The sequence below is a fragment of the Oceanimonas sp. MB9 genome, assembly GCF_011319775.1.
Taxonomy (GTDB): Bacteria; Pseudomonadota; Gammaproteobacteria; order Enterobacterales; family Aeromonadaceae; genus Oceanimonas; species Oceanimonas doudoroffii.
The window spans coordinates 214,731-236,926 of sequence record NZ_VFBE01000009.1 but is presented as its reverse complement, the minus strand read 5'-3'; the positions used below and the strand labels follow the sequence as shown (position 1 = coordinate 236,926).

Below are 22,196 nucleotides of genomic sequence, written 5' to 3'. Positions count from 1 at the left end.
TGTAAGGCCCACAAAGAAGAAAGCGCCCTTACGGGCGCCAATGCAGGCGAGTCGCGTGCCTCACCCCGCCTGCCTTTCCATCGCCTGGAGTAATCTAAGCGGCGGCAATCACATTGCCGGCCAGCCAGCCGGTGTAAGCCACATACACCGTCAGCAAAAAGGCGCCTTCAAAACGGTTGATGCGCCCCTGCCGGCCCTTGAAGCCAAAGCCCAGCACAAACAGCGACAGGGTCAGCACTATCATCACCATAAAGTCGCGACTGAGCACCTCCGGCATCACCTCCAGCGGGTGAATAATGCCGGCAAGACCCACCACCGCCAGGGTGTTGAACAGGTTGGAGCCAATCACGTTGCCCAGGGCCAGGTCGTGCTCGTTTTTGCGAATGGCGGCAATGGACGATGCCAGCTCCGGCAGCGAGGTGCCGATGGCCACAATGGTCAGGCCAATAATCAAGTCACTCACGCCAAAGGCCTGGGCCACGTTCACCGCGCCCCACACCAGAATGCGCGAGCTGATGATCAGCAGCACCAGGCCAGCCAGCAGCCAGAACAGCGCCTTTTTCAGGCTCATCAGGTTGTCGTCCAGCTCTCTCTCCTGCTCGGCGGCCATGCTGTCATTACCGTCCCGCAGGCCCTGACGAATGCTCCAGGCCATCAGCAGCACAAACACCACCAGCAGCATGATGGCATCGGTCCGCGCCAGCCAGCCGTTCCACAACAGGCTGAGGGACAGCAGGGTGATCAGCAGCAGTATGGGCAGTTCCTTGCGCAGCACCTGGGAATGCACGGCAATGGGGCTTATCAGCGCCGTTATCCCCAGGATCAACCCGATATTGGCGATGTTGGAGCCATAGGCATTACCCAGCGCCAGGCCGGGGTTGCCTTCCAGCGCCGAGATAATAGACACCACAATTTCCGGCGCCGAGGTTCCAAAGCCCACGATCACCATGCCGATCAGCAAGGGGGGCATGCCCGCATGACGGGCGGTGGCAGAGGCGCCATCCACGAAACGATCGGCACTCCACACCAGCACCGCAAGGCCCAGCAAAATGGCAGCAACAGACATCAGCATGGTGATTTCCCCCCATGAACAGGGGCAGACAGAAGAAATGACAGGCAAGACATGTTCATAAGCGCTCTTGGGGCGGGACACGACAACCAAGACGCACCATCTCCCGCCCGGTGGATGGTTGCGTCTCGAGTCTCATCAATCCGTCAGGACACGACTGCCATAAGCCTTTGGCTCAGAGATTGTTGACAGCCGTTTCGGCGGTTGCCGAACGATTACTCCCTCAAGAGGCGCATATTGTGACAGCTTGCGCCCGGCAATAAAAGGGGCACCGACCACACTCGTTCACATCCATGAACGGCACCAGGCTCAAGCATTGGCGAGCACACGCGCTACGCCGCCAAACAACTGCTCAATCTCTCCTGGAGTGGAGATAAAGGGCGGGCCAAACTGCAGGGTGTCTCCGCCAAAGCGCACATAATAGCCCGCCTGCCACAGTGCAATGGCCAGCTCCATGGGCCGGCGCGCCGGCTCGCCCGGGTATGACGCCAGCTGCACCGCTCCGGCCAGGCCGCAGTTGCGAATGTCCACTACATGGGGCAGTCCTCTGAGCCGATGGATCTGCTCCGCGAACACCGGCATCAGCGCCCGCACCCTGCCCGGCATCTCCTCTTCAACGAGAATATCAAGCGACGCCATGGCGGCGGCGCAGGCCAGGGGATGGCCGGAATAGGTATAGCCATGAGGGAACTCCACCATGTAGTCCGGCCCCGGCTGCGCCATAAAGGCCTGATAAATATGCTCCCTGGCGATGACCGCCCCCATGGGCACCACCCCGTTGGTGAGCTGCTTGGCCAGGTTCATGATGTCAGGTACCACGCCGAAAAAATCGGCGCCGAACAGTTCGCCCATGCGGCCCAGGCCGGTGATCACCTCGTCGAAAATCAGCAGAATATCGTGTCGATGGCAAATATCCCGCAACCGCTGCAAATAGCCCACCGGCGGCACAATGACACCGGCCGAGCCGGACATGGGCTCCACGATCACCGCCGCGATATTGGAGGCGTCGTGCAGCTCAATCAGCCGTAGCAAATGATCGGCCAGCTCCGCGCCCTGTTCGGGCTGGCCCCGGCTGAAGGCGTTTTCCGCCAGCAAGGTGTGAGGCAGGTGATCCGCGTCCACCAGCTGACCGTAGTGCTTGCGGTTGGCGCCGATTCCCCCCAGGCTGGTGCCGCCCATGTTCACCCCGTGATACCCCCTGGCCCGACCAATGAGCCGGGTCTTTTCCGGCTTGCCGCGGGCACGCCAGTAGGCCCGGGCCATTTTCAGGGCGGTGTCGGCACACTCGGAGCCGGAGTTGGTAAAAAACACGCGGTTAAGGTCGGCGGGCGCCAGCGCCGCCAATCGTTCGGCCAGCGCAAAGGCCAGGGGATGGCCGGTCTGAAACCCGGGGGCATAATCCAGGGTATGCAGCTGACGATGAATGGCTTCAATGATTTTCGGGTGTTTGTGCCCCAGGCCGGTGCACCACAGCCCGGAGAGGCTGTCGAACAGCCGGCGGCCGTCCACATCGGTAAAATAGGCACCGTCCGCCCCGGCCAGCAGCCGGGGCGCGGCCTTGAAGGCCCGGTTGCCGGTAAAGGGCATCCAGAAGGCGTCCAGGCTGAGCCGGCGCGCTACTTCCTGCTGGTCGTCTGCATCTGTCAGGGGATTCATCACTGGCTCCCACCGCCATTATCGCTCCTACCACTATGGCCGATAAATGCCAGGATGAGCACCCAGTGCCGACGTTAAATGCAAGTTCCGCTCGCTGCCACTGCGCCCGTGCCATGCTTTCGATGGTACCGGCTGAAAGTGGCGAACGGCATCACTCCCCTTCCAGCTCGCGAATGCGGGCCTTGAGCCGGGCCACTTCCGCCTCCAGCTCGGCGATACGGGCCTGAGCGTCCCCTGCCGGCGTCACCGGGGCCGATGGCTCGGTCACCGGAGCATCGCCAAAGAGGTGGGCATAGCGCGATTCCCGCTTGCCGGGCTGTCGCTCCAGCTTGACCACAAAGGGGCCCTTTTCCATCAGGCTGTGCAGGCAGTCGTCCACCTCGCTGACATCGCCAAACGGATGCAGGCGGGCGCAGCGGCTGCGCAGCTCCCCCGGGGTTTGCGGGCCACGCAGCAGCAGCTCGCAGACAATGGCCAGCTCACCGGCGCTGAATTGCAGCTCGCCAAACTCGGTGTTACAGAAGCGATGCTGATACTTGGCGGCACGGGCGTTAAAACCGGCCACGTTGTTCACCAGACGACGGGCCCCCAGCGTGTTGAGCACCGACTGCACGTCGCGCTCGGCGAGGCTCATCACCGGATCCCGGTTGCTTTTCTGGTTGCAGGCGTTAACCAGTGAATTGAGGGTAAGCGGATAGACATCGGGAGTGGACACCTGTTTTTCAATCAGGCAGCCAATCACGCGTTGCTCGAGGGCAGAGAGTTTTTCCATAACCAGGCTCCTTGTGTTCTGCCTAAAGACTACCGGACAACCCTCAAAACACCAGCATTTTCCGTCGCTTACTGCGTTTCTTAGCGCCTTTCCATGGCGCCGATGCTGCCACAGGCCGCGCGCATGGCCGCCGAAACCCCGCGATTACCAGCACGCCGCCGCCTTCTGTGAGCCGGCAGTGGCAGACCCATTGGCACAAATTTTGCCTCGATACTCGCGCTAACAGGATCCGCTTTGGTGCAACCCAGTCTCACGCCGCACCAAAGCGGGCAACGTCATAATCAGGTGGCGGGTGCTAAGGTAAATCATGCTGCATTTCGGTGCAGGCGACCCTATCTGGGGCACCGGTCACCGTTACGGAGGAAATCGCGTGGAATCAATCAGCAGCGCTATCGGCGAGCTGTCGCAAAGTGCCAACACAATGTTCATCCTGCTGGGGGCCATACTGGTGTTTGCCATGCATGCCGGGTTTGCCTTTCTGGAGGTGGGCACCGTCAGGCGCAAGAACCAGGTCAATGCCCTGGCCAAGATCATGAGCGATTTTGGCTTTTCGGCCCTCGCCTACCTGTTTGTCGGTTACTGGCTGGCCTACGGCGTCACCTTTTATGACAGTGCCGCCGTGCTGTCCCAGAACCACGGTTACGAGCTGGTCAAATTCTTTTTCCTGATGACCTTTGCCGCCGCCATTCCGGCCATCATCTCCGGCGGCATCGCCGAGCGCGGACGTTTCTGGCCCTTCCTGATCGCCTCGGCGCTGGTGGTGGGACTGGTCTATCCGCTGTTTGAAGGCATTGCCTGGAACGGTAACCATGGCATTCAGGACTGGCTGGAAAACCGGTTTGGTGCGCCCTTTCACGATTTTGCCGGCTCCGTTGTGGTGCATGGTGTCGGAGGCTGGCTGGCGCTGGTGGCGGTGCTTTTGCTGGGCATTCGCCACGGGCGCTACAAGGGTGGGCGGCTGGTGGCTTTTCCGCCCTCCAATATTCCCTTTCTCGGCCTTGGCGCCTGGATTCTTTGCATCGGCTGGTTCGGCTTTAATGTCATGTCGGCCCAAACGCTGGATGGCATTTCCGGACTGGTGGCGGTCAACAGCCTGATGGCCATGGTCGGTGGCATCATCAGCGCCCTGATCGCCGGCCGCAACGACCCCGGATTTATCCATAACGGCCCCCTGGCCGGGCTGGTGGCGGTTTGCGCCGGATCCGATGTCATGCATCCCCTTGGTTCATTGCTGGTGGGTGGCGTCGCCGGGGTACTCTTTGTCTGGGCCTTCACTCAGGCCCAGAACCGCTGGAAAATCGACGACGTGCTGGGGGTCTGGCCCCTGCATGGACTGTGTGGCCTCTGGGGCGGCATTGCCGCGGGCATTTTCGGCAGCGAGGCGCTGGGTGGCCTGGGCGGCGTCAGCCTGATGTCCCAGTTGCTGGGCTCACTGCTGGGGGTCGCCATTGCCCTGCTGGGAGGCCTTGTCATCTACGGCCTGATCAAGGTTCTGGTGGGATTGCGGCTGGATGCCGAGCAGGAATATAACGGCGCGGATCTGAGCATTCACCGCATTGAGTCCAGCTCCGACGACCGTTAACACCACGTCAGGCCTTGTGCCCTGAACAACCGGCCCGGCACCGTCTTAGGCCGGTTGTTTATGACTGGCGATGCGAGGGAGTGGCCACCACCGCGGTCGCTTCCTCCAAGGTCTGGCGCCGCCTGCTTATGCCGCCACCGGATTGTCCTCCAGCGGGGGCAGGCCATGAGCGGCCCGGGCCCGGTTGCAGGCGCCCTCGGCGTCATAGGCCTCAAAATCCCGGCAGGGGCCGGGACGATTTTCATAAATGGAGCAGGACACGCAGCCGCCCACCTCCCCTTCCAGCGCCACACAACGGGGCGATGGCTGGTTGGTGCCACGCATGGCCAGACGGGTAAAAGACACCGGCTCGGTCAGAGGCTCGGGCACGGCAAAGTCGCTGTGCACTTCTCCCCAGTAAAAAGACACACGAAAAAACGCACAGCAGGCGCCGCAATTCAAACAGGTATTGCCACCACTCATTAACGCCTTACCTCCAGGCAAAACCAAAACAGTGACGAAAACAGCAACAATGAAAAACGGGAAAGACCCCGTGACGGGAACAACGGAAAAGAAACTGGCGAACGGGTCGACTGCCCGACGCGACGTGCCGGTGGAAACTCCCAGGCTGGAAAAAAAGGGCGATATGAATAAATCGAAATCGGTCGGCAGGCAAGGGGACAAACACGAAAAGGCGAAAAAAATACCAGTTTCTGCTGCCGTCACTCCCGCCATGTTAAAAAATTGTGCGCTTGCGCAAACAATGAAAAACAACCGTTGAGTTTGGCTCAGGGCCGCCGTTCAATACGACCTCGGTCGTTTTCTTCGAGCCACAAAAACAGGGAAATGTTGTATGAAGCTGACTCACAAGGTGGGGCTCACCGCCGCCGCCGTATTGCTGATCACCGTTGGTTTGTTGTCCTGGCTGCAACTTTCGCAGGTGCGGGACAGCCTGCGCCAGCAAACCGCCGCCACCGTTCATGAAACCAGCTCCACCCTGGCGCACCAGATAGAAAACTGGCTGAACGGCAAGCTGGGTCTGATCGACATGGCGGCACAACAAATCAACGGCAACTTCAGCCGTGAGCAAGTGCAGCACACCTTTGATCTGCCGCTGCTCAGGGAAGAATTCATGCTGATTTTCGGCGGCCTGGAAAGCGAAGCAGGACGGGCCATTTCCAACACCCCAGAGTGGAACCCTGCCGGCTGGGACGCCCGCCAGCGCCCCTGGTACACCGTGGCCCGAAACGCCTCCAGAGCTTCGCTCACCGAGCCCTATGCCGACGCCAGCACCGGTGACATTCTGATTTCCGCGGTAGCCAAAATTACCGATAACGGCCGTTTTCTGGGAGCCTTTGGCGGCGATCTCAGCCTGAAATCCATTGCCGATGCGATTAACGTGATCGATTTCAACGGCGCCGGCCACGCCTTTCTGGTGACCCGGTCCGGCAACATCATCTCCCACCCCGACACCGCCCTCAACGGCCGTCCGCTGAGCGATCTGTTTGACGGCAGCACGCCCGAGATCAGCGCCGAACTCAGCACCCATGCTCTCAACGGCGCCCCCCACTGGGTGACCTTTACTCCCCTTGAGGGCCTGCAGGGTGCCAACTGGTATATCGGCGTAGCCCTGGACGAAAGCATTGTCATGGCGCGGGCCGACAGGCTGCAATGGCAGTCCCTGCTCATCGCCGCCATAGGCGTTGCCGTCAGCCTGGTGATCCTGGTGCTGTTGATGACCAGCCAGCTCAAGCCGCTGGGTGGCCTGCACCGCTCCCTGGCCGACATCAACAGCGGCGAAGGCGACCTGACCCGACGCCTGCCCATCGTCAGAAAAGACGAATTCGCCCTAGTTGCCGGCGAGTTCAACGGTTTTCTGGCCCACCTGCAGCAGTTGATCGGTAATGTGATGAGCAGTGCCCATACCCTGAAGTCACGCATCGCCGAAACCTCGGTACAGTCGGAGCAGGCCGAGCAACAGCTGCAACTGCAATTGCAGGAGCTGGATCAGCTGGCTACCGCCATGCATGAAATGGCCGCGACCGCCAACGACGTGGCCCGCCACGCTCAGAATGCCGCCGAGGCCGCCAACGCCGCCAACCAGGAAACCGAACAGGGCGTGCTGGTGGTGTCCCGTTCGACCCAGGCCATTGCCCGCCTGGCCGCCGACATGGACGATACCATGGCCTCCGTTAACGAGCTTGCCCAGCTCAGCCGCAATATAGAATCGATTCTGTCGGTGATAAGCGGCATTGCCGAGCAGACCAACCTGCTGGCGCTCAATGCTGCCATTGAAGCGGCCCGGGCCGGCGAGTCGGGCCGCGGCTTTGCGGTGGTGGCCGACGAAGTACGCTCGCTGGCGTCCCGCACCCAACAGTCCACCCAGGAAATTGGCGACATGATAGAAAAGCTGCAGCAGGGAGTGCAGCAGGCCGAGCACAAGATGCAGCAAAGCCAGGCACTGGCCGCCAGCACCACCACGGATGCCGCCGAAGCCAACGAAGTGCTGAGCCGTATTCGCGAGGCCATTGCGCAAATCAACGACATGAACCTGCAGATTGCCACCGCCGCCGAAGAGCAAAGCGCCACCAGTGAAGAGATCAACCAGAACACCACCAACATTCGGGACATCAGCCAGGATGTGGCCAATGGTGCCCTGGAGCAGCTCAACAAGTGCCATGCCATGCTGGAGCAGATGCAGCACCAGGACCGGCTGCTGGGCGAGTTCAAGGTCTAGGCGGACTGTTTATTTGCACCGAAACCGGCATACTGGGGCAGCCGTTTAACAAGGAGAAGATTATGCTGATGCATCCCGAGAAGGCCGCCCTGCTGGTGATCGACATTCAGGAAAAACTGGTGCCCGCCATTCACGACAGCAACGGTCTGGCCGCACGCGCCGGCTGGCTGATTGAGGCCTGTCAGGTGCTGGGCACTCCCACCCTGTTCACCGAGCAGTACCCTCGCGGCCTGGGTCACACCCTGCCAGCCCTTACCGCCCTGGTGAAGCAGCCCGAGGTGGTGGACAAGGTGCATTTTTCCGCCGTGGCCGGCGGTTGTGTGCCCGAGCACTGGCAGGATCGCAGCCAGATCATCGTATGCGGCATGGAAACCCACGTTTGCGTGCTGCAAACCGTGCTGGAGTTGCTGCAGGCGGGCAAGGCGGTTTTTGTGGTGGCCGACGCCGTGGGCAGCCGCAGCGAGGAAGACCGCCGCCTTGGCCTGGAGCGCATGCGCAGCGCCGGCGCTCACATCGTCAGCCGGGAAATGGTGGTGTTTGAACTGATGCAGCAGGCCGGTACCGACACCTTCAAGGCCATCAGCAAGCAGTTTCTGGTGGGTGAACAGCCTTGATCCAAGGCGTAAGACGTAAGACGTAAGACGTAAAATGTAAGCGTTTGGAACCTAGCCCGGCCAGCATGAAGGAAGCAGGTTGTGATGAGCGAAGCACATCACAACCTGCAGGCCCTAATCCCTCAAGTTACTTCTTTTTATCCCAGATCCCCTCTTCCAGCTGGCTGTGCAGCTCGGGGTATTTGCTGGCGTCAAAGGTGGGCAGCCGGCCCAGCTTGCGCTGGTCATTGTAGTCCTTTGCCAGCTTAATCACCACGCCGGACAGCAACAGTATGGCCACCAGGTTGATCAGCGCCATCATGCCCATGGAGGTATCGGCCATGGCCCAGATGGTGGGCAGTTCACCAATGGAGCCAAACATGACCATGCCCAGCACGAACAAGCGGAACACCAGCAGCCCGGCCGGATGGTTGTGCTCCAGGAACACCAGGTTGTTTTCGGCATAGGCGTAGTTGGCCACTATGCTGGTAAAGGCAAAGAACAGGATGGCAATGGCGATAAAGATATTGCCCCAGTCGCCCACCTCGTTGGCCAGCGCCTTCTGGGTCAGCTCAATGCCGGTGACGCCTGAGCCGGGCTCAAACTGGCCCGAAAGCAGAATGATGGAGGCGGTACAGGTACAAATCACTATGGTGTCGGCAAAGACCCCCAGCATCTGCACATAGCCCTGGGACGCCGGGTGCGGCGGATAGGGAGTGGCCGACGCCGCGGCATTGGGCGCCGAGCCCATGCCCGCCTCGTTCGAGAACAGGCCGCGCTTGATGCCGTTAATGAGCGCCTGGGAGATGGCATACCCCATGGCACCGCCACCGGCCTGCTCCAGGCCAAAGGCCGACTTCACTATCAGCGCCAGCACGCCGGGCAGTTCGGTCAGGTTCATGGCCACCACCACCAGGGCGATCAGCAGATAGGCCAGCGCCATAAAGGGCACCACCAGCTCGGCAAAGCGGGCAATGGTGCGCAGGCCGCCAAAGATAATCAGCCCCGCCAGTACCACCAGCACCAGGCCGGTAAGCCACTCGGGCACGCTGAAGGCAACCTGCATGGCGGCACTGATGGAGTTGGCCTGCACCGCGTTGAATACCAGGCCAAAGGCGATGATGAGAAATACCGCAAACAGCACGCCCATCCAGCGCATGCCAAGGCCCCGCTCCATGTAGTAGGCCGGGCCGCCTCGGTAGTTGCCGTCATCGTCCTTGACCTTGTAAAGCTGGGCCAGGGTACTTTCGGCAAAGGCCGTGGCCATGCCGATAAGGGCAATCAGCCACATCCAGAAAATGGCACCGGGGCCACCCAGATAGAGCGCCACCGCCACCCCGGCCAAGTTGCCGGTGCCCACTCGGGCCGCCAGGCTGGTACACAGTGCCTGAAACGAGGAAATGCCCGCCTCATCGGACTGGCGGCTGTGCCGCAGCACCGAGAACATATGACCAAAGTGGCGGAACTGGATCAGGCCCAGCCGCACGGTAAAGAAAATGCCCACGCCCAGCAGCAGGTAGATCAGCACGGATCCCCACAGCAGGTTGTTGATAAAGGCAATAAAGGAGTCCATGAGCACCTCTAGCGTCAAATCAAAATTCATGGCCTTCATTTACATGAGTTCCACGCGAAGCGGCGCAATGTACCACAGCCGCACGCTCGAGCCGAGTGAGCCGGATCACAGCGGCCGGCCATCAGGCTTCCCTGGACCAAGGCCAATGACTTTCGAGAGCGTTAAAACTAGAATATAGCGCTAAACATCACCCTGAAGGACCCGTTCATGGCCAACAAACTCGAACAACTGCGCAAGCTGACCACTGTGGTCGCCGACACCGGCGACATCGACGCCATTCGCAAGTATCAGCCCGAAGATGCCACCACCAACCCGTCCCTGATCCTGAAGGCGGCGCAGATCCCCGAGTACCGCCCGTTGCTCGAAGACGCCGTGACCTGGGCCAAGGCGCAGAGCCAGGACGCCGACCAGCAACTGATTGACGCCTCCGACAAGCTGGCGGTGAACATTGGCTGTGAAATTCTCAAGCTTATTCCCGGCCGCATCTCCACCGAGGTGGACGCCCGGCTGTCATTCGACACCGAAGCCAGCATTGCCAAGGCCCGCCGTCTGATCGCCCTCTACGCCGAGGCCGGCGTGAGCAAGGAGCGCATTCTGATCAAACTGGCCTCTACCTGGGAAGGCATTCGCGCCGCCGAGGTACTGGAGCAAGAAGGCATCAACTGCAACCTGACCCTGCTGTTCAGCTTTGCCCAGGCCCGCGCCTGTGCCGAGGCCGGCGCCTACCTGATCTCTCCCTTCGTGGGCCGCATTCTGGACTGGTACAAGAACAACACCGACAAAAAAGACTACGCCCCGGCGGAAGATCCCGGCGTGCTGTCGGTCACTCGCATTTACAACTATTACAAGCAGCACGGCTACAACACCGTGGTGATGGGTGCCAGCTTTCGCAATACCGGCGAAATTCTCGAGCTGGCCGGCTGTGACCGCCTGACCATAGGCCCGAACCTGCTGGAAGAGCTGAGCCAGGCCGAGGGTGAGGTCGTGCAGAAACTGCAGGATCAGGGCGCCACGGCAGCCCGCCCGGCCCCGCTGACCGAAGCCGAGTTCCGCTGGGAGCAGAACCAGGACGCCATGGCCACCGAGAAACTGGCCGAAGGCATTCGCAACTTCGCCATCGATCAGGGCAAACTGGAAGACATGCTCACGGCGATGATTTAATCGCCTGTTATCTGTAGCACAGGCCGCCGGCCTGCATGAGCGCCCGCAAGGGCGCTTTTATTGACGGTTGACGCTACGCGTCAGCAACCCGAACGCCACTCTGTCTTTCCCATCCCTCTCTTTTCTCGCATAAACTCCCGCCATTTGCATTGCAACTTAATAAAAGTGCAACAACCACATTCTAATTTATAACCTGTTGTGATATATGAACTGCGACTGCAACTGATAACCAACAGGAGGGAGCCCCATGGAGAGGTCACGCTTCGATCAGGATTTTGTGGTTGAAAGGTCCCCGCGTACTGCGCGCGAGCCGGCCAAAAAACGTAAATGGCGGGAAATTGAAGCCCTTAAGGACAAAAGGCGTTTGCAAGAAGAACTTCAGCAACTCGACTGTACCTTCGAACTTGATGCCATGGCCGAAGAGCTGAAACTGTAAAAGAGCACGAACCATAATTCAGGCGCCTTCGGGCGCCTTTTTATTATCCGTTAAATACCGCCCGCCCCTCTTCCATATTGCCCCATTAAAGTCTTCGCCCACTTCATCCGTTTATCCACATTGGCGCCATGGATTATGCCGCCTTGAATGATTTTCAAGGCGGTCGACAAGTTGAAACAGACGTTGAACAAGGGGCTACCCATGCAGAAACTGATATTTGGTCAGGACCAGGGGCATGAAAAATATTCACGCCGGACCACAGTTGAAACAAGCAAGGAGCGCAAATGGCGGGAAATTGAAGCCATTATGGAAAGGCGCCGCCTGAAGCAGGAATTACAGCAACTGGACTGCGCATTTGACGGAGACCTGGACGGCCTGGAGCTGTAGACATGCCCTATCCCATCAGGGCGCGGCTGGCACCTCCAGCGGCAGCTGCCATTCGATGGGGGCTTTGCCCTGGCGCTCCAGTAACTGATTGGTGGTTGAAAAGTGCCGGCAGCCAAAAAAGCCCCTGTGGGCCGACAACGGGCTGGGGTGCACCGCGGTCAGCACATGATGGCGCTGACCGTCGATATGACGGCCCTTTTTCTGGGCATGGCTGCCCCACAGCAAAAATACCACGCCGTCGCAGTGATCATTCACCGCCTGAATCACCCTGTCGGTAAAGGTTTCCCAACCCAGTTTGGCGTGGGAATGGGCCTTGCCCCCTTCCACCGTGAGCACGGTATTAAGCATTAAAATCCCCTGCCGCGCCCAGGACTCCAAAAAGCCATGCCGGGGCGTTATAAAGCCGGGAATATCGCTTTCCAGCTCCTTGTACATATTGCGCAGCGACGGCGGCACCCGCACGCCGGGGCGCACCGAAAAGCACAGACCATGGGCCTGTCCCGGCCCGTGGTAGGGATCCTGCCCCAGCATGACCACCTTGACCTGCGACAGTTCGGTCAGCTTGAGGGCATTAAACACCTCGCTTTCTGGCGGATAAACCACCTTGCCCGCCTCGCGGGCGGCCGCTACCGCCTGCATGGCCTGCCGAAAATAAGGCTGCTGTTTTTCCGGCCCGATGACCTCACTCCAGGTTTTACTCATTTCAGGTATCCAGTATTCAAAATGTATCGGATTGTTGCCTGGCAACAATTGGCTGGCTGCTTGTCAGCCGGCAAGATTGCCCTTGGGGCGTTGCGGTATTATTGCTTGCCGCTGCGCGAACGGATCAGGCCTTCCTGCATGGTGGTAGCCACCAGCCGGCCATCGCGGCTAAAGAGTTGCCCCTGTACCAGGCCACGACCGGCCACGGCCCGGGGGCTGTCGATCACATAGAGCACCCAGTCGTCGAAACGAAAATCGTCATGAAACCACATGGAATGATCGATGGTGGCCACCTGCAATTCCCGCTCCCAGAAGGAGCGGCCATGGGGCATCAGCGCCGTGGGCAAAAAGTTGAAGTCTGAAGCATAGGCCAGCAGATATTTGTGAATGCGGGCATCATCCGGCAGGGGACCATTGGCCCTGAGCCAAAGGCAGCGCCTGGGCTCGGCCTTTTGCGGGTTAAGAGGATCCACGAAATTGACCTGACGCATGTCGATGGGGCTGCCCGACAACAGTTTTTTGCGCAATTGGACCGGCACCCGTTCGGCCTGGGCCGCCAGCCGCTCGTGCTCCGGCACCAGATCTTCCGGTCCGGCCACCTCGGGCATCAGCGCCTGATGCTCAAAGCCCGGCACCGGCTGCTGAAACGAGGCAGTCATGTAGAAGATCGGCTTGCCGTACTGCAGCGCCTGCACACGGCGGGTGGAGATGCTTTTGCCGTCACGAATGTTTTCCACGTCGTAGATGATGGGCCGGTTGACGTCCCCGGGACGCAGAAAATAGGAATGAAAGGAATGCACCGGCCGCTCCGGGTCCAGGGTGTATTTGGCCGCCGCCAGCGCCTGCCCCATCACCTGACCGCCAAACACGGCGCCAAACCCCAGATCCGCACTCTGGCCCCGATAGAGGCCGTCGTCCAGTGGCTCCAGCGCCAGCAGGGTCAACAAATCTTCCAGTGCTCTGCTCATGTTGTTATCCGTTTGAATATAACTCCCGTCACTTCGGCCCGGGCCGAAGCCCGCGCTGCCGGCAACGCAAATGTTGGAACTCGCTTCGCTTATTCGCAACCTACAAAAAATCTTACCATTAAAAAAGGGGCTTGCGCCCCTTTCACATTCTCTGTCGGTCGTGCTGTCAGTGCAGAATTCGAGCGCGAATGGTGCCGCTGATGGCCTTGAGTTTTTCCAGGGCCTGTTCGCTCTGGGCGGTTTCCACGTCGATCACCACATAACCGATTTTGGGCGAGGTCTGCAGGTACTGGGCCGCAATGTTGATGTCGTCCCCGGCAAAGGCCTGGGCGATCTGACTGAGAATGCCCGGCTTGTTGTGGTGAATGTGCAGCAGGCGGCTGGTGCCGGCATGGCTCGGCAGTGATACCTCGGGGAAGTTCACCGCCGACAGGGTGGATCCGTTGTCGGAATACTTGATGAGCTTGCCCGCCACTTCGTAGCCGATGTTTTCCTGAGCTTCCTGAGTGGAGCCGCCAATGTGCGGGGTCAAGATCACGTTGTCAAACTCGCGCAGCGGGGAAATGAACTCCTCGTCGTTGGATTTGGGCTCCACCGGGAATACGTCGATGGCCGCACCGGCCACGTGCTTGCTGGCCAGGGCCGCCGCCAGCGCGTCGATGTCGACCACGGTGCCCCGTGATGCATTGATCAAAATGGCACCCGGCTTCATCATCGCCAGCTGTTCGGCACCAAACATGTTTTTGGTCTGGGCGGTTTCGGGCACGTGCAGCGACACCACATCGGCCATGTTCAGCAGCTCTTTCAGGCTGGCCACCTGAATGGCGTTGCCCAGCGACAGCTTGTTCTCGATGTCGTAGTAATACACCTGCATGCCGATGCCTTCGGCAATAATGCCCAGCTGAGTACCGATGTGGCCATAGCCGATGATGCCCAGCTTCTTGCCACGGGCTTCAAAGGAGTGGGTAGCGGTTTTCTGCCATTCACCCCGGTGGGCCTTGGCGTTGCGCTCGGGAATGCCGCGCAGCAGCAGCAGCAGTTCGCCCAGTACCAGCTCGGCCACGCTGCGAGTGTTGGAGAAAGGCGCGTTGAACACCGGAATACCGCGAATTTCGGCGGCACTCAGATCCACCTGGTTGGTGCCGATGCAGAAACAGCCGATGGCCACCAGCTTGTCGGCGGCGTCCAGGACCGACTCGGTCAGCTGAGTGCGGGAACGGATGCCCACAAAGTGCACATCCTTGATGCGCTCTTTCAGCTCGTCTTCGGCCAGGGAAGTCTTGAGGTAGTCGATGTTGCTATAGCCTGCGGCCTTGAACGATTCAACGGTGCCGGGGTGTACGCCTTCCAGCAATAAAATTTTGATTTTTTCTTTTTCGAGGGAATAGTTGGCCATTACCGGGGTCCTTTATGACAACTGCTTGGGTTTTGCCATAAAGTATCAAAAACATCGACTTTAGGGAATTTTTGCCATCAAAGTCACGTTTTTTTAAGTTATAAATTTTTTTTTAATAAAAGTAAGTAAGGAAAATCAAGGCAATCAGAGGGCGCAGCCTCGTCTCCGCCAAGGGACAAGGCCGCGCATCAGGGTTAATTCAGGGTGTAGACCACCTGTACCTGATCGGTAAATTCAATCTCGTTCTGCTGATAGCTCTCGGGAGCGGCATCGGCCATCATGCGGGCCGCACCAAGGGGCCGCGGATGCACCGGAGACTGGCCCGCATACTCAATGGCATATACCTCTCCCAACGCGAGTTCAAAGCCACCGGCCAGCTCGCCGGCCAGAGCCCTGGCATCGGCAATGGCGGCTTGGCGGGCCTTTTGCCGGTAGGTCTCGGACTCTCGCACACCATAACGAATATGCTGCACGTTCTGCAACCCCTGGGCCAGGGCGGTGTCGATGGCCTGGCTCAGATTGTCGAGCTGATACAACCGCACGGTCACGGTGCGCTCGGCCACATAGCCCTTCAGCTCGCGTTCACCATTTTTGGGGTAGTGGTAATCCGGCCGGGTGATCAGGTTGCCGCTGTCAATGTCCGCCTTCTTAATGCCAAGGGCACTGAGGCCGCTGAACAGCGCCGCCACTCGAGTATCCACTTCCTGCTTGGCCTGGCGGCTGTCCTTCTTCAGGGCTGTCACCGCCAGCTCCAGGGTGGCCATGTCGGGGGCCACGCTTATGCTGGCTTCCCCCTGAGTCACCAGGTGGGGGGCATCGGGAACGGCAATGGCAAATGCCGCCGAGCTGAAGAGCAGCGGCAGGCTTAGCAGGGCGGAAGCAGACAGATTTCGCATGGTGATCCTCTTGGTGTTGATGATCGATAAGGCAGCCACCGGCGTAACGCGACAAGCACCGATTTATCGGGTCATGTGCGTTTAACGGCACAAAACTGGCCCGGCTAACGCCGGGCCAACAAGTGACATGGCTGGTAATATCTCATTCGGGAGGACTATACACCGAGAGCCAGTTGATAACATCGTCAATCAGGTCGCTGTTCAGTGCGGCTGTGTCGGTTATGGTCGCAGAGGCAAACAGATCGGGGAGTTCGCTGCTGAGCAGAATGTCGTCCAGGGTCAGGGCTTCGGCTGAGTGGGCAGCCTCATCATTCGAAGCAGACAGGGCCGGCGGTGGCAACCGCATGGCCTGGGCCGTGAGGGGAGACAGCGGGCTCAGGCCCGCTCCTTTTTCATCCACCAACAGCACCGCCCCCAGATCGCTCTCTCCCGCCAGCAGCCAGTCCTGACGTTCAAAGTCGATGGTAAAGGTGCCGCTGGCTTCCCCTTCCTGATTATACAGCTCCACGCCGTCCAGCACCGGCCCCGCCAGTGGCCAGGGGGCACTGATGCCGTCATCCACCAGAATGTCCTGTCCGTTCCAGTGGTAGCCGACACCTTGCACCAGCACCGAAATTACCTTGGCCATGGCTCACCTCCCTCACATCAGGTTTTATCAACCTGCAACGACTGATCATCCACCATGGCCTGCACCAGATCGGCGCTGCCGGTTACTCCGTAAAGATCCATCAGGTTGGTGTCTTCAAAGCGGATCTGCTGAGTGCCATCACCATCCCCCTCGGGTGAGACACTGAGCAGGGTGTCTTTCCCATCCTGACTGAAGGTCAAGTAATCGGACAGATTGCCCGCCTCTTCTCCCGACAACAGCTCGCCCAGGTCAATCACATCCACGCCCTTTTCAAAGTCGGTAATGGTATTGAGGGAATTGAGGTCGGTTTCGCTGAAATGGAAATGATCGTGCCCGGCACCGCCACTAAGCACATTACTGCCCAGACCCACGGCCAGCAGATCGTCGCCACCGCCCCCCAGCAGCACATCGATATCACTACCGCCGTGAAGGGTGTCGTTGCCATCCAGCCCCTGCAGGTGCAGCTTGGCACTGCCTGCACTCGCGAATACATCGCTGCTCGCCGTGCCGCTCTGATGATGGGTGCCGGTGTCAATCTCCACACTCAGGGGGCCGCCATGATGCTTGCCCTCGCAGTCGGTCAGGCTCCATTCAAAGTCGAGATCCTTGCCCTTCCAGTCGCCGCCGTCGGCAAAATAGCCGGCATTGTGCAGCTCAAACTCGTAGCCGCCGTCAATCTTCATGGTAAAGGTGAACAGCTTGCCCCAATGTTCCGCGCCGGGAGCAAACTGGGCCACCAGTTGCTCACCGATGTAATCACCGCCATCAAAGAGATCATGTTTCTGCCAAACCACCTTGTCGGGGCAGTTCTTCCAGGAAAGGTTAATGCCGGGATCCGTATCCCCCATGTCGATCAGCAAATCCGCCGCGGCCAGTGCCTGGGCCCAGATGCCGGCAAAGGTTGCCGCCACATGAGGCAGACTGATGTGATCAATCCAGTAATGGAAGGGAGGGCAATGGCCATGTCCATGATCATCGCCGTCGTCGTGCCCGCCACCGTTGTCGCCACCATCGTCGGGGACGTCGCTGTCGGTCACGGTAATATTGAGGGTGGCGCTGCTGGTGTCGCCGTCACTATCTTCCATGGTGTAGGTAAAGCTTTCGGTAATGTCTTCGTCCACATCGGCGGGGCCGCTGTAGGTAAAATCACCATTGGAATGCATGGTCAGGGTGCCGCCACTGTCGGTGGGTATGTCCACCGAGCCGCCTTCGGGTACCTCATAGGTGGTATCACCATAGGTCACCGACACCACCCGGCCAGGGCCATCGGCCCCAAAGCTGTCGTTGTCCAGCACATTGCCCGATACCTCACTGGGCACGGTGTCCTGCAGGGCCGCATCCAGCTCTTCGGGGTCCTCAATAATCAGGGTGGTGTCGCCGCTGTTGCCCACCTTGTCGAGCTCATCGCGGGCCTCGGGACTGTTTTCCCCTACCCCAACGGCAATCACGTCAATGCCGTTGTCATCCACAAAGCCCTGCCATCCCTCGGGCACATCGCCCCGGTTGGGCTCGCCGTCGGAAATAAAATACACCTTGTGCTCATACTCCGGCTTGTCGGCCACCTGTTCGGTCAGCAGCTCCTGGGCGTCTTCCAGCGGATCCTGGTAATTAGTCCAGCCCTCGGCGGTAAGCGAATTGATATGGGCGATGGCCTCATCGGCGGTCATGTCCGCCAACACCATCTTGGTCTGGGTGCCGAAGTCGATCACGCTGATATTGAGCTTGGAAGAAATGTCGCGATAGCTGTTGATAAGGTTAATCAGGGCCTGCTTGGCCAGCGCCAGCCGCTCCCCTTCCATGCTGCCGGAGGTGTCGATGATCAGCATCAGGTTATAGCAGGGCTTGCCCGACTCACCCACGGTAAAGGAGTCGGCCTCGGCCATGGGACCGTCGTCGTGCACGTTGACGGTCAGCCCGGCGGTAGCCTGATCGCCGTCGTCATCGGTCACTCGAATTTCAAAGTCGTCGGGAAGGGTATCATCGGCGCCGGTTTCCCCTTCATTGGGGTGATCCACCGCGCCATTGAGATCGTAGCGCCAGCGGTAAACGCCGTCTTCCACGGTCACCGTAAGGGTACCGTATTTTCCTTCAATCACACCGCCGCCGGTCACATCCACCCATTCTCCACCGGGCAAGCGTATTTCCACCCTGGCCAGCTCGTCGTTGCCGGTGTTGATATCGAAATAACCGGTGCAGCTTTCATTATCGCTGTCGGGGTTGCTGCCGTTGGGCAGGGCGCTCTCTTCCACAAAGGCGGTGTTATTACCGCCGTTGCCACCGCCATCACCGGGCGGTGTAAGGGGCGGATCGATCACCACCACCAGCACGGGAATGGAGTCGTCCAGGTTGCGCTCCGGCAAGGCCTCAATCACGAAGTCAAAGGGCTGACTGGCAAAGGTGGTATCGAACCCCGCCTCGGCCAGCAGCGCATCGCCGGTGCGATCCACCACCACAAAGCCGGCATTGCCACTGCCATCGGCATTCACCTGACCTGAGGCCGGATTACCGGCGGCCGGGGCCGCAAACAACTTGGTCGGGTCAAGGCCTGCCAGAATGGCGGCCTGAATGGCTTCGGCTTCTTCTGCCGCGGTTTCATTCACCGCCGGCTGGGCCGACATGGCATTTTCCGGTGCGTCGCCATAGACGATGCCGGAGTTTTCGTCGGTCAGCAGCAGGGTGCCCGCAGGAATGACCTGGCCGGCACTGACCGGAGTAACCGTTCCATTCTGTGAGATGATAAAGGCCTGCCCCTTAAGGCTGACCACCTGTACGGTACTTTCGATTTTTGTGGTTTTCATGGTTCCATCCCTGTTACTGCCTTGCTTGTATTAAGGCTAGGGGCGAAACCCGGCGGGTTCCTGCGCAAAATTTAGCCACCCACAATGCGGATTGCAGCCAATCCTTTCTAAAAAACTGAAAGGTTTATTCAAGTGAATCCAAAGGGGCCGTGAGCCTGGCTCGTCCCCCGATTCGGACGGCGGCCTGAAGTCAGTGCTGCTCACCTGCACAAAGCGAGGAACCATGACCCATGGCAATGGGCTGACGCCTTCGAGGGAGGAGGCCACCGAACATGAGTGAGAAATGTTTGCGAAGGTTGATAGTCAGCAGAGGCGGCCGGGAGGACTGACGTAGCCCTGGTAGGCGTCGATATGCAGGCTCCTCAGGCGATCCACCTGCTGCCCGGTTTCCACGCGAGTGGCAATGGTGAGGGCGCCCATGCCGTGGGCGGCGCGGCACACGGCAGCGAGAAAGGCGTCGTTATAGTCGGGCTGCAGCACCTGGCTGGTATAACCGTGATCCAGCTTGACATAACGCGGCCGAAACCGCCCCAGGTGCACCAACAGGTCGAAGTGACGACCGAAGTGGTCCACCCCCCAGGCGGCCTTGAGCGAGGCCAGCGGCGCTATCAGCCGCTCCCAGCCAAAGGCAAAGGCACTTTCCGGCAGCTCCAGAAACAGCCGGTCCCGTACCGCCTCGTAGCGCTCCAGCACCTGGGCCAGCTTGCGCCAGAATCCGTCCTGATGGCAGCTTTGCCGCGTCAGGTTTACCGCCAGTTTCAGCTCGGGACGGTTCTCCAGCATGCGCAGGGCGCGGGTCACAATATGCAGATCCAGCCGCTCCCCCAGGCCGAACTGCTCCGCCACCGGCAAAAAGTTGTCGGCACCAAAGGCGATGCCGTCCTTGCGAATGCTGACAAACACCTCGTCGTGGCAGCGCTCGCCGGCAAAGTCCATCACCGCCTGTACGCTCAGTTCGAAATCATCGTGCTCCAGCGCTTCTTCCAGCAGTTGCTTCCATTCCAGCCGACCCAGCCGCTCCCGTTGTTTGTGCGCTTCCACCACCACGCCGGTTTCATCCATGCGTGCCCGGTTAAGGGCATGATCGGCCCGGGTCAGCAGGCGGCCGATTTCATCCCCGGGCTGCACCAGGGCAATGCCCACCCGGGGCATGTCCCTGTCGTCATCGGGATCCTTGACCAGTTCGGCAATCTGCCGGTTGATGGTTTCCCCCAGCTGGCGCAGGCCGGCGGGCTCGGTTTCGTCGAGCAGCATGGCGTATTCGGTGGCGGAAATGCGCGCCAGCACATGCTCGCCATGATCCCGGCACAACTGGCGCAGGTTTTTGCCGATCACCCTTATCATCTGATCCCGAGCCTCAAAGCCTTCTTCCCGATACAGCCGGTCCAGCGCTCCCGCCGACACCAGCACCACGGCCCCACAGCGATCGTCCCCCAGCCAGCTCTGACTCTGGGCCATAAAATAGCTGCGGTTGCCAAGGCCGGAGGTATGATCCACAAAGGCGCGGTGCCGCAAGCGCTCGGCCTCGGCAGCCTGCTCCTCAAACTGAGCCTCCAACTTGCCGGCCATGCCGTTGATGGCCGACACCACTCGGCGCAGCTCCCGGGTGGCCGGCAGCGGAATGCTTTTGCCAAAGTGATGTTGCTCTATTTCATGAGCCTGCTCTTCAATGCTGTGCAGGGGCTTGAGCAAATGCCGCAGGGCCAGCACCAGCAACACCCACACCAGTACAAAACTCAGTGCAAACCAGGTGGCCAGCCGGCTCATGCCCCGCCACAGCTGAAAATAGGCATGGCCGGTGTGTCCTTCCACATACAGCTGGCCCAGCTGCAGCCAGCCCGAGGTAAGCACCGCCTGGTGGCGGCCGCCTTCAAACAGTTCCAGGCCCGCAAACCAGGCCGGCACCCTGCCCGGTGGAGTGGCGTTCTCTCGGGAAATGGTTTTGTTTGAGGCCAGCAGGCGCAACTCCACCTTGCGGTAATAACCGCCGTCGAACACGGCATTGACCACCGACTCGGCGCCCACGGCGTCGTCGCTTTCCAGATAGGGAGTCAGCGCCAGCCCCAGGGCGGTGACGGTGTTGATCACCATAAACTCCTGCTGCTGGGCAAGATAACTGCGGGTGGAGCTGAACTGCACCGAATAGGCCGATACAAACAGCAGCGCAAAGAGCAGCAGCATGGTGAGCAGTAGTTGCCGGTACAGGGTCATAATCCATCATCCAGATTGATTGCCGGTCGCTGCAGCCGGGTGTGCTCAAGCCTGCTGCGCAACTCGTTCCATAACGACAGACGCGAAGACGCTCCGGCCAGCTCGCCCCTGCCTCTTTCCTTCATCAGCCACAAGTGCTGACCGTTAAAACTGTATATGGGCGCCAGATCGGTGCGCGCCGTAGCCGGCATGATGGCTGGCTTTAAATTGTCGAGGATAAGCGGCACCGCCGAGGGCGTGGGGTAATAGGCCACCACCATATGAAACTGGTTCAGCTCCAGCGCCTTAACATAGACCAGCCTGAGCTTGTCGTCGGGCAACCCCAGCTCACGCAGGGAGAAATATTTGGCCAGACTGAAGTCCTCGCAGTCCCCCCCTCCCGCACCAATAAACTCCGCTGGTGTGGCCCAAAAATCCTCTTCGGCCCAGAGTTCAATATCGTCGATAAACACCAGGCGGTTGAAAAAGTCGTTCACTCGCGCAATGGCGTCCAGCTCGCTCCAGCCGGCGGCCTGCCCGGTTCTCACCAGCCGGCGCCATTCTCCCAGCCGGCGTCCCGCCGCCTCACCATAAAACCGCTGCACACTCAGGCGCAGACTGCCGTCTTCTTCCTCCAGCGACCAGGCTGGCATGCCAAACAACACGCCCAGCA

The 22,196-nt window shown here is 59.8% G+C and carries 20 protein-coding genes; 7 read left to right on the top strand and 13 right to left on the bottom strand.

Translation table 11 applies throughout. The features are described from left to right. Window positions 1–94: 94 nt before the first annotated feature. From OJHNALOF_RS12450 to OJHNALOF_RS12440, 3 genes are all read right to left on the bottom strand, one after another. Window positions 95–1,072, bottom strand: coding sequence for a calcium/sodium antiporter (locus OJHNALOF_RS12450; protein ID WP_094200796.1), 978 nt, complete (start codon window positions 1,070–1,072; stop codon window positions 95–97). A gap of 306 nt (window positions 1,073–1,378) precedes the next feature. Beyond that, window positions 1,379–2,725: an aspartate aminotransferase family protein gene (locus OJHNALOF_RS12445; protein ID WP_165662208.1), complete on the bottom strand. Its 1,347-nt coding sequence runs from the start codon at window positions 2,723–2,725 to the stop codon at window positions 1,379–1,381. Window positions 2,726–2,876: 151 nt separating this feature from the next. Beyond that, window positions 2,877–3,497, bottom strand: coding sequence for a YceH family protein (locus tag OJHNALOF_RS12440; protein WP_165662207.1), 621 nt, complete (start codon window positions 3,495–3,497; stop codon window positions 2,877–2,879). A 370-nt stretch (window positions 3,498–3,867) separates the two neighbouring features. Here OJHNALOF_RS12440 and OJHNALOF_RS12435 point away from each other — a divergent pair, with 370 nt between their 5' ends. Next, complete coding sequence (locus OJHNALOF_RS12435) at window positions 3,868–5,079, top strand: ammonium transporter (RefSeq protein WP_165662206.1); 1,212 nt, start codon at window positions 3,868–3,870, stop codon at window positions 5,077–5,079. 126 nt (window positions 5,080–5,205) lie between these two features. Here OJHNALOF_RS12435 and OJHNALOF_RS12430 read toward each other — a convergent pair whose 3' ends face one another. Then, window positions 5,206–5,541, bottom strand: a complete 336-nt coding sequence (locus OJHNALOF_RS12430) for a YkgJ family cysteine cluster protein (protein WP_165662205.1) — start codon at window positions 5,539–5,541, stop codon at window positions 5,206–5,208. A gap of 49 nt (window positions 5,542–5,590) precedes the next feature. Between OJHNALOF_RS12430 and OJHNALOF_RS12425 the strand changes: the two genes are divergently transcribed. From OJHNALOF_RS12425 to OJHNALOF_RS12415, 3 genes are all read left to right on the top strand, one after another. Further along, window positions 5,591–5,839 (top strand): hypothetical protein, encoded by a 249-nt coding sequence (locus OJHNALOF_RS12425; RefSeq protein WP_165662204.1) that lies wholly within the window; start codon window positions 5,591–5,593, stop codon window positions 5,837–5,839. 72 nt (window positions 5,840–5,911) lie between these two features. Further along, a complete protein-coding gene (locus OJHNALOF_RS12420) occupies window positions 5,912–7,795 on the top strand; it encodes a methyl-accepting chemotaxis protein (RefSeq protein WP_165662203.1) in 1,884 nt (627 codons plus the stop codon). Window positions 7,796–7,857: 62 nt separating this feature from the next. Then, entirely contained in the window at window positions 7,858–8,409 is a 552-nt protein-coding gene (locus tag OJHNALOF_RS12415) for a hydrolase (protein WP_165662202.1), read from the top strand. Between the two features lie 127 nt (window positions 8,410–8,536). Here OJHNALOF_RS12415 and OJHNALOF_RS12410 read toward each other — a convergent pair whose 3' ends face one another. Continuing rightward, window positions 8,537–9,961 carry a sodium:alanine symporter family protein gene (locus tag OJHNALOF_RS12410; RefSeq protein ID WP_094200841.1) on the bottom strand — a complete coding sequence of 475 codons (1,425 nt, stop codon included), beginning with the start codon at window positions 9,959–9,961 and terminating at the stop codon, window positions 8,537–8,539. A gap of 207 nt (window positions 9,962–10,168) precedes the next feature. On the opposite strand from OJHNALOF_RS12410, the gene tal reads away from it, so the two are divergent. The 3 genes from tal to OJHNALOF_RS12395 all read left to right on the top strand — a co-directional run bounded on the left by tal (window position 10,169) and on the right by OJHNALOF_RS12395 (window position 11,945). After that, window positions 10,169–11,122 carry a transaldolase gene (tal, locus tag OJHNALOF_RS12405; protein ID WP_094200789.1) on the top strand — a complete coding sequence of 318 codons (954 nt, stop codon included), beginning with the start codon at window positions 10,169–10,171 and terminating at the stop codon, window positions 11,120–11,122. Between the two features lie 247 nt (window positions 11,123–11,369). After that, on the top strand, window positions 11,370–11,558 hold the full coding sequence (locus OJHNALOF_RS12400) for a DUF3545 family protein (RefSeq protein ID WP_094200788.1): 189 nt from the start codon (window positions 11,370–11,372) through the stop codon (window positions 11,556–11,558). A 201-nt stretch (window positions 11,559–11,759) separates the two neighbouring features. Continuing rightward, window positions 11,760–11,945, top strand: a complete 186-nt coding sequence (locus OJHNALOF_RS12395) for a DUF3545 family protein (RefSeq protein WP_094200840.1) — start codon at window positions 11,760–11,762, stop codon at window positions 11,943–11,945. Window positions 11,946–11,960: 15 nt separating this feature from the next. Here the strand turns inward: OJHNALOF_RS12395 and ung are convergent, their stop codons facing one another. The 8 genes from ung to OJHNALOF_RS12355 form a co-directional block, all read right to left on the bottom strand. After that, window positions 11,961–12,647, bottom strand: coding sequence for a uracil-DNA glycosylase (ung, locus tag OJHNALOF_RS12390; RefSeq protein WP_094200787.1), 687 nt, complete (start codon window positions 12,645–12,647; stop codon window positions 11,961–11,963). A gap of 98 nt (window positions 12,648–12,745) precedes the next feature. Beyond that, window positions 12,746–13,615: an acyl-CoA thioesterase II gene (tesB, locus tag OJHNALOF_RS12385; RefSeq protein ID WP_165662201.1), complete on the bottom strand. Its 870-nt coding sequence runs from the start codon at window positions 13,613–13,615 to the stop codon at window positions 12,746–12,748. A gap of 166 nt (window positions 13,616–13,781) precedes the next feature. Then, window positions 13,782–15,011 carry a phosphoglycerate dehydrogenase gene (gene serA, locus OJHNALOF_RS12380; RefSeq protein ID WP_094200785.1) on the bottom strand — a complete coding sequence of 410 codons (1,230 nt, stop codon included), beginning with the start codon at window positions 15,009–15,011 and terminating at the stop codon, window positions 13,782–13,784. A gap of 194 nt (window positions 15,012–15,205) precedes the next feature. Continuing rightward, a complete protein-coding gene (locus tag OJHNALOF_RS12375; protein ID WP_165662200.1) occupies window positions 15,206–15,907 on the bottom strand; it encodes an SIMPL domain-containing protein in 702 nt (233 codons plus the stop codon). A gap of 142 nt (window positions 15,908–16,049) precedes the next feature. Further along, window positions 16,050–16,535, bottom strand: a complete 486-nt coding sequence (locus tag OJHNALOF_RS12370) for a hypothetical protein (RefSeq protein WP_094200783.1) — start codon at window positions 16,533–16,535, stop codon at window positions 16,050–16,052. 17 nt (window positions 16,536–16,552) lie between these two features. After that, window positions 16,553–19,333, bottom strand: coding sequence for a retention module-containing protein (locus OJHNALOF_RS12365; protein WP_165662199.1), 2,781 nt, complete (start codon window positions 19,331–19,333; stop codon window positions 16,553–16,555). Between the two features lie 303 nt (window positions 19,334–19,636). Further along, window positions 19,637–21,544 (bottom strand): EAL domain-containing protein, encoded by a 1,908-nt coding sequence (locus tag OJHNALOF_RS12360; RefSeq protein WP_165662198.1) that lies wholly within the window; start codon window positions 21,542–21,544, stop codon window positions 19,637–19,639. Next, window positions 21,541–22,176 (bottom strand): transglutaminase-like cysteine peptidase, encoded by a 636-nt coding sequence (locus tag OJHNALOF_RS12355; RefSeq protein WP_240919751.1) that lies wholly within the window; start codon window positions 22,174–22,176, stop codon window positions 21,541–21,543. Before OJHNALOF_RS12355 ends, OJHNALOF_RS12360 begins: the two co-directional genes overlap by 4 nt. Window positions 22,177–22,196: the final 20 nt, after the last annotated feature.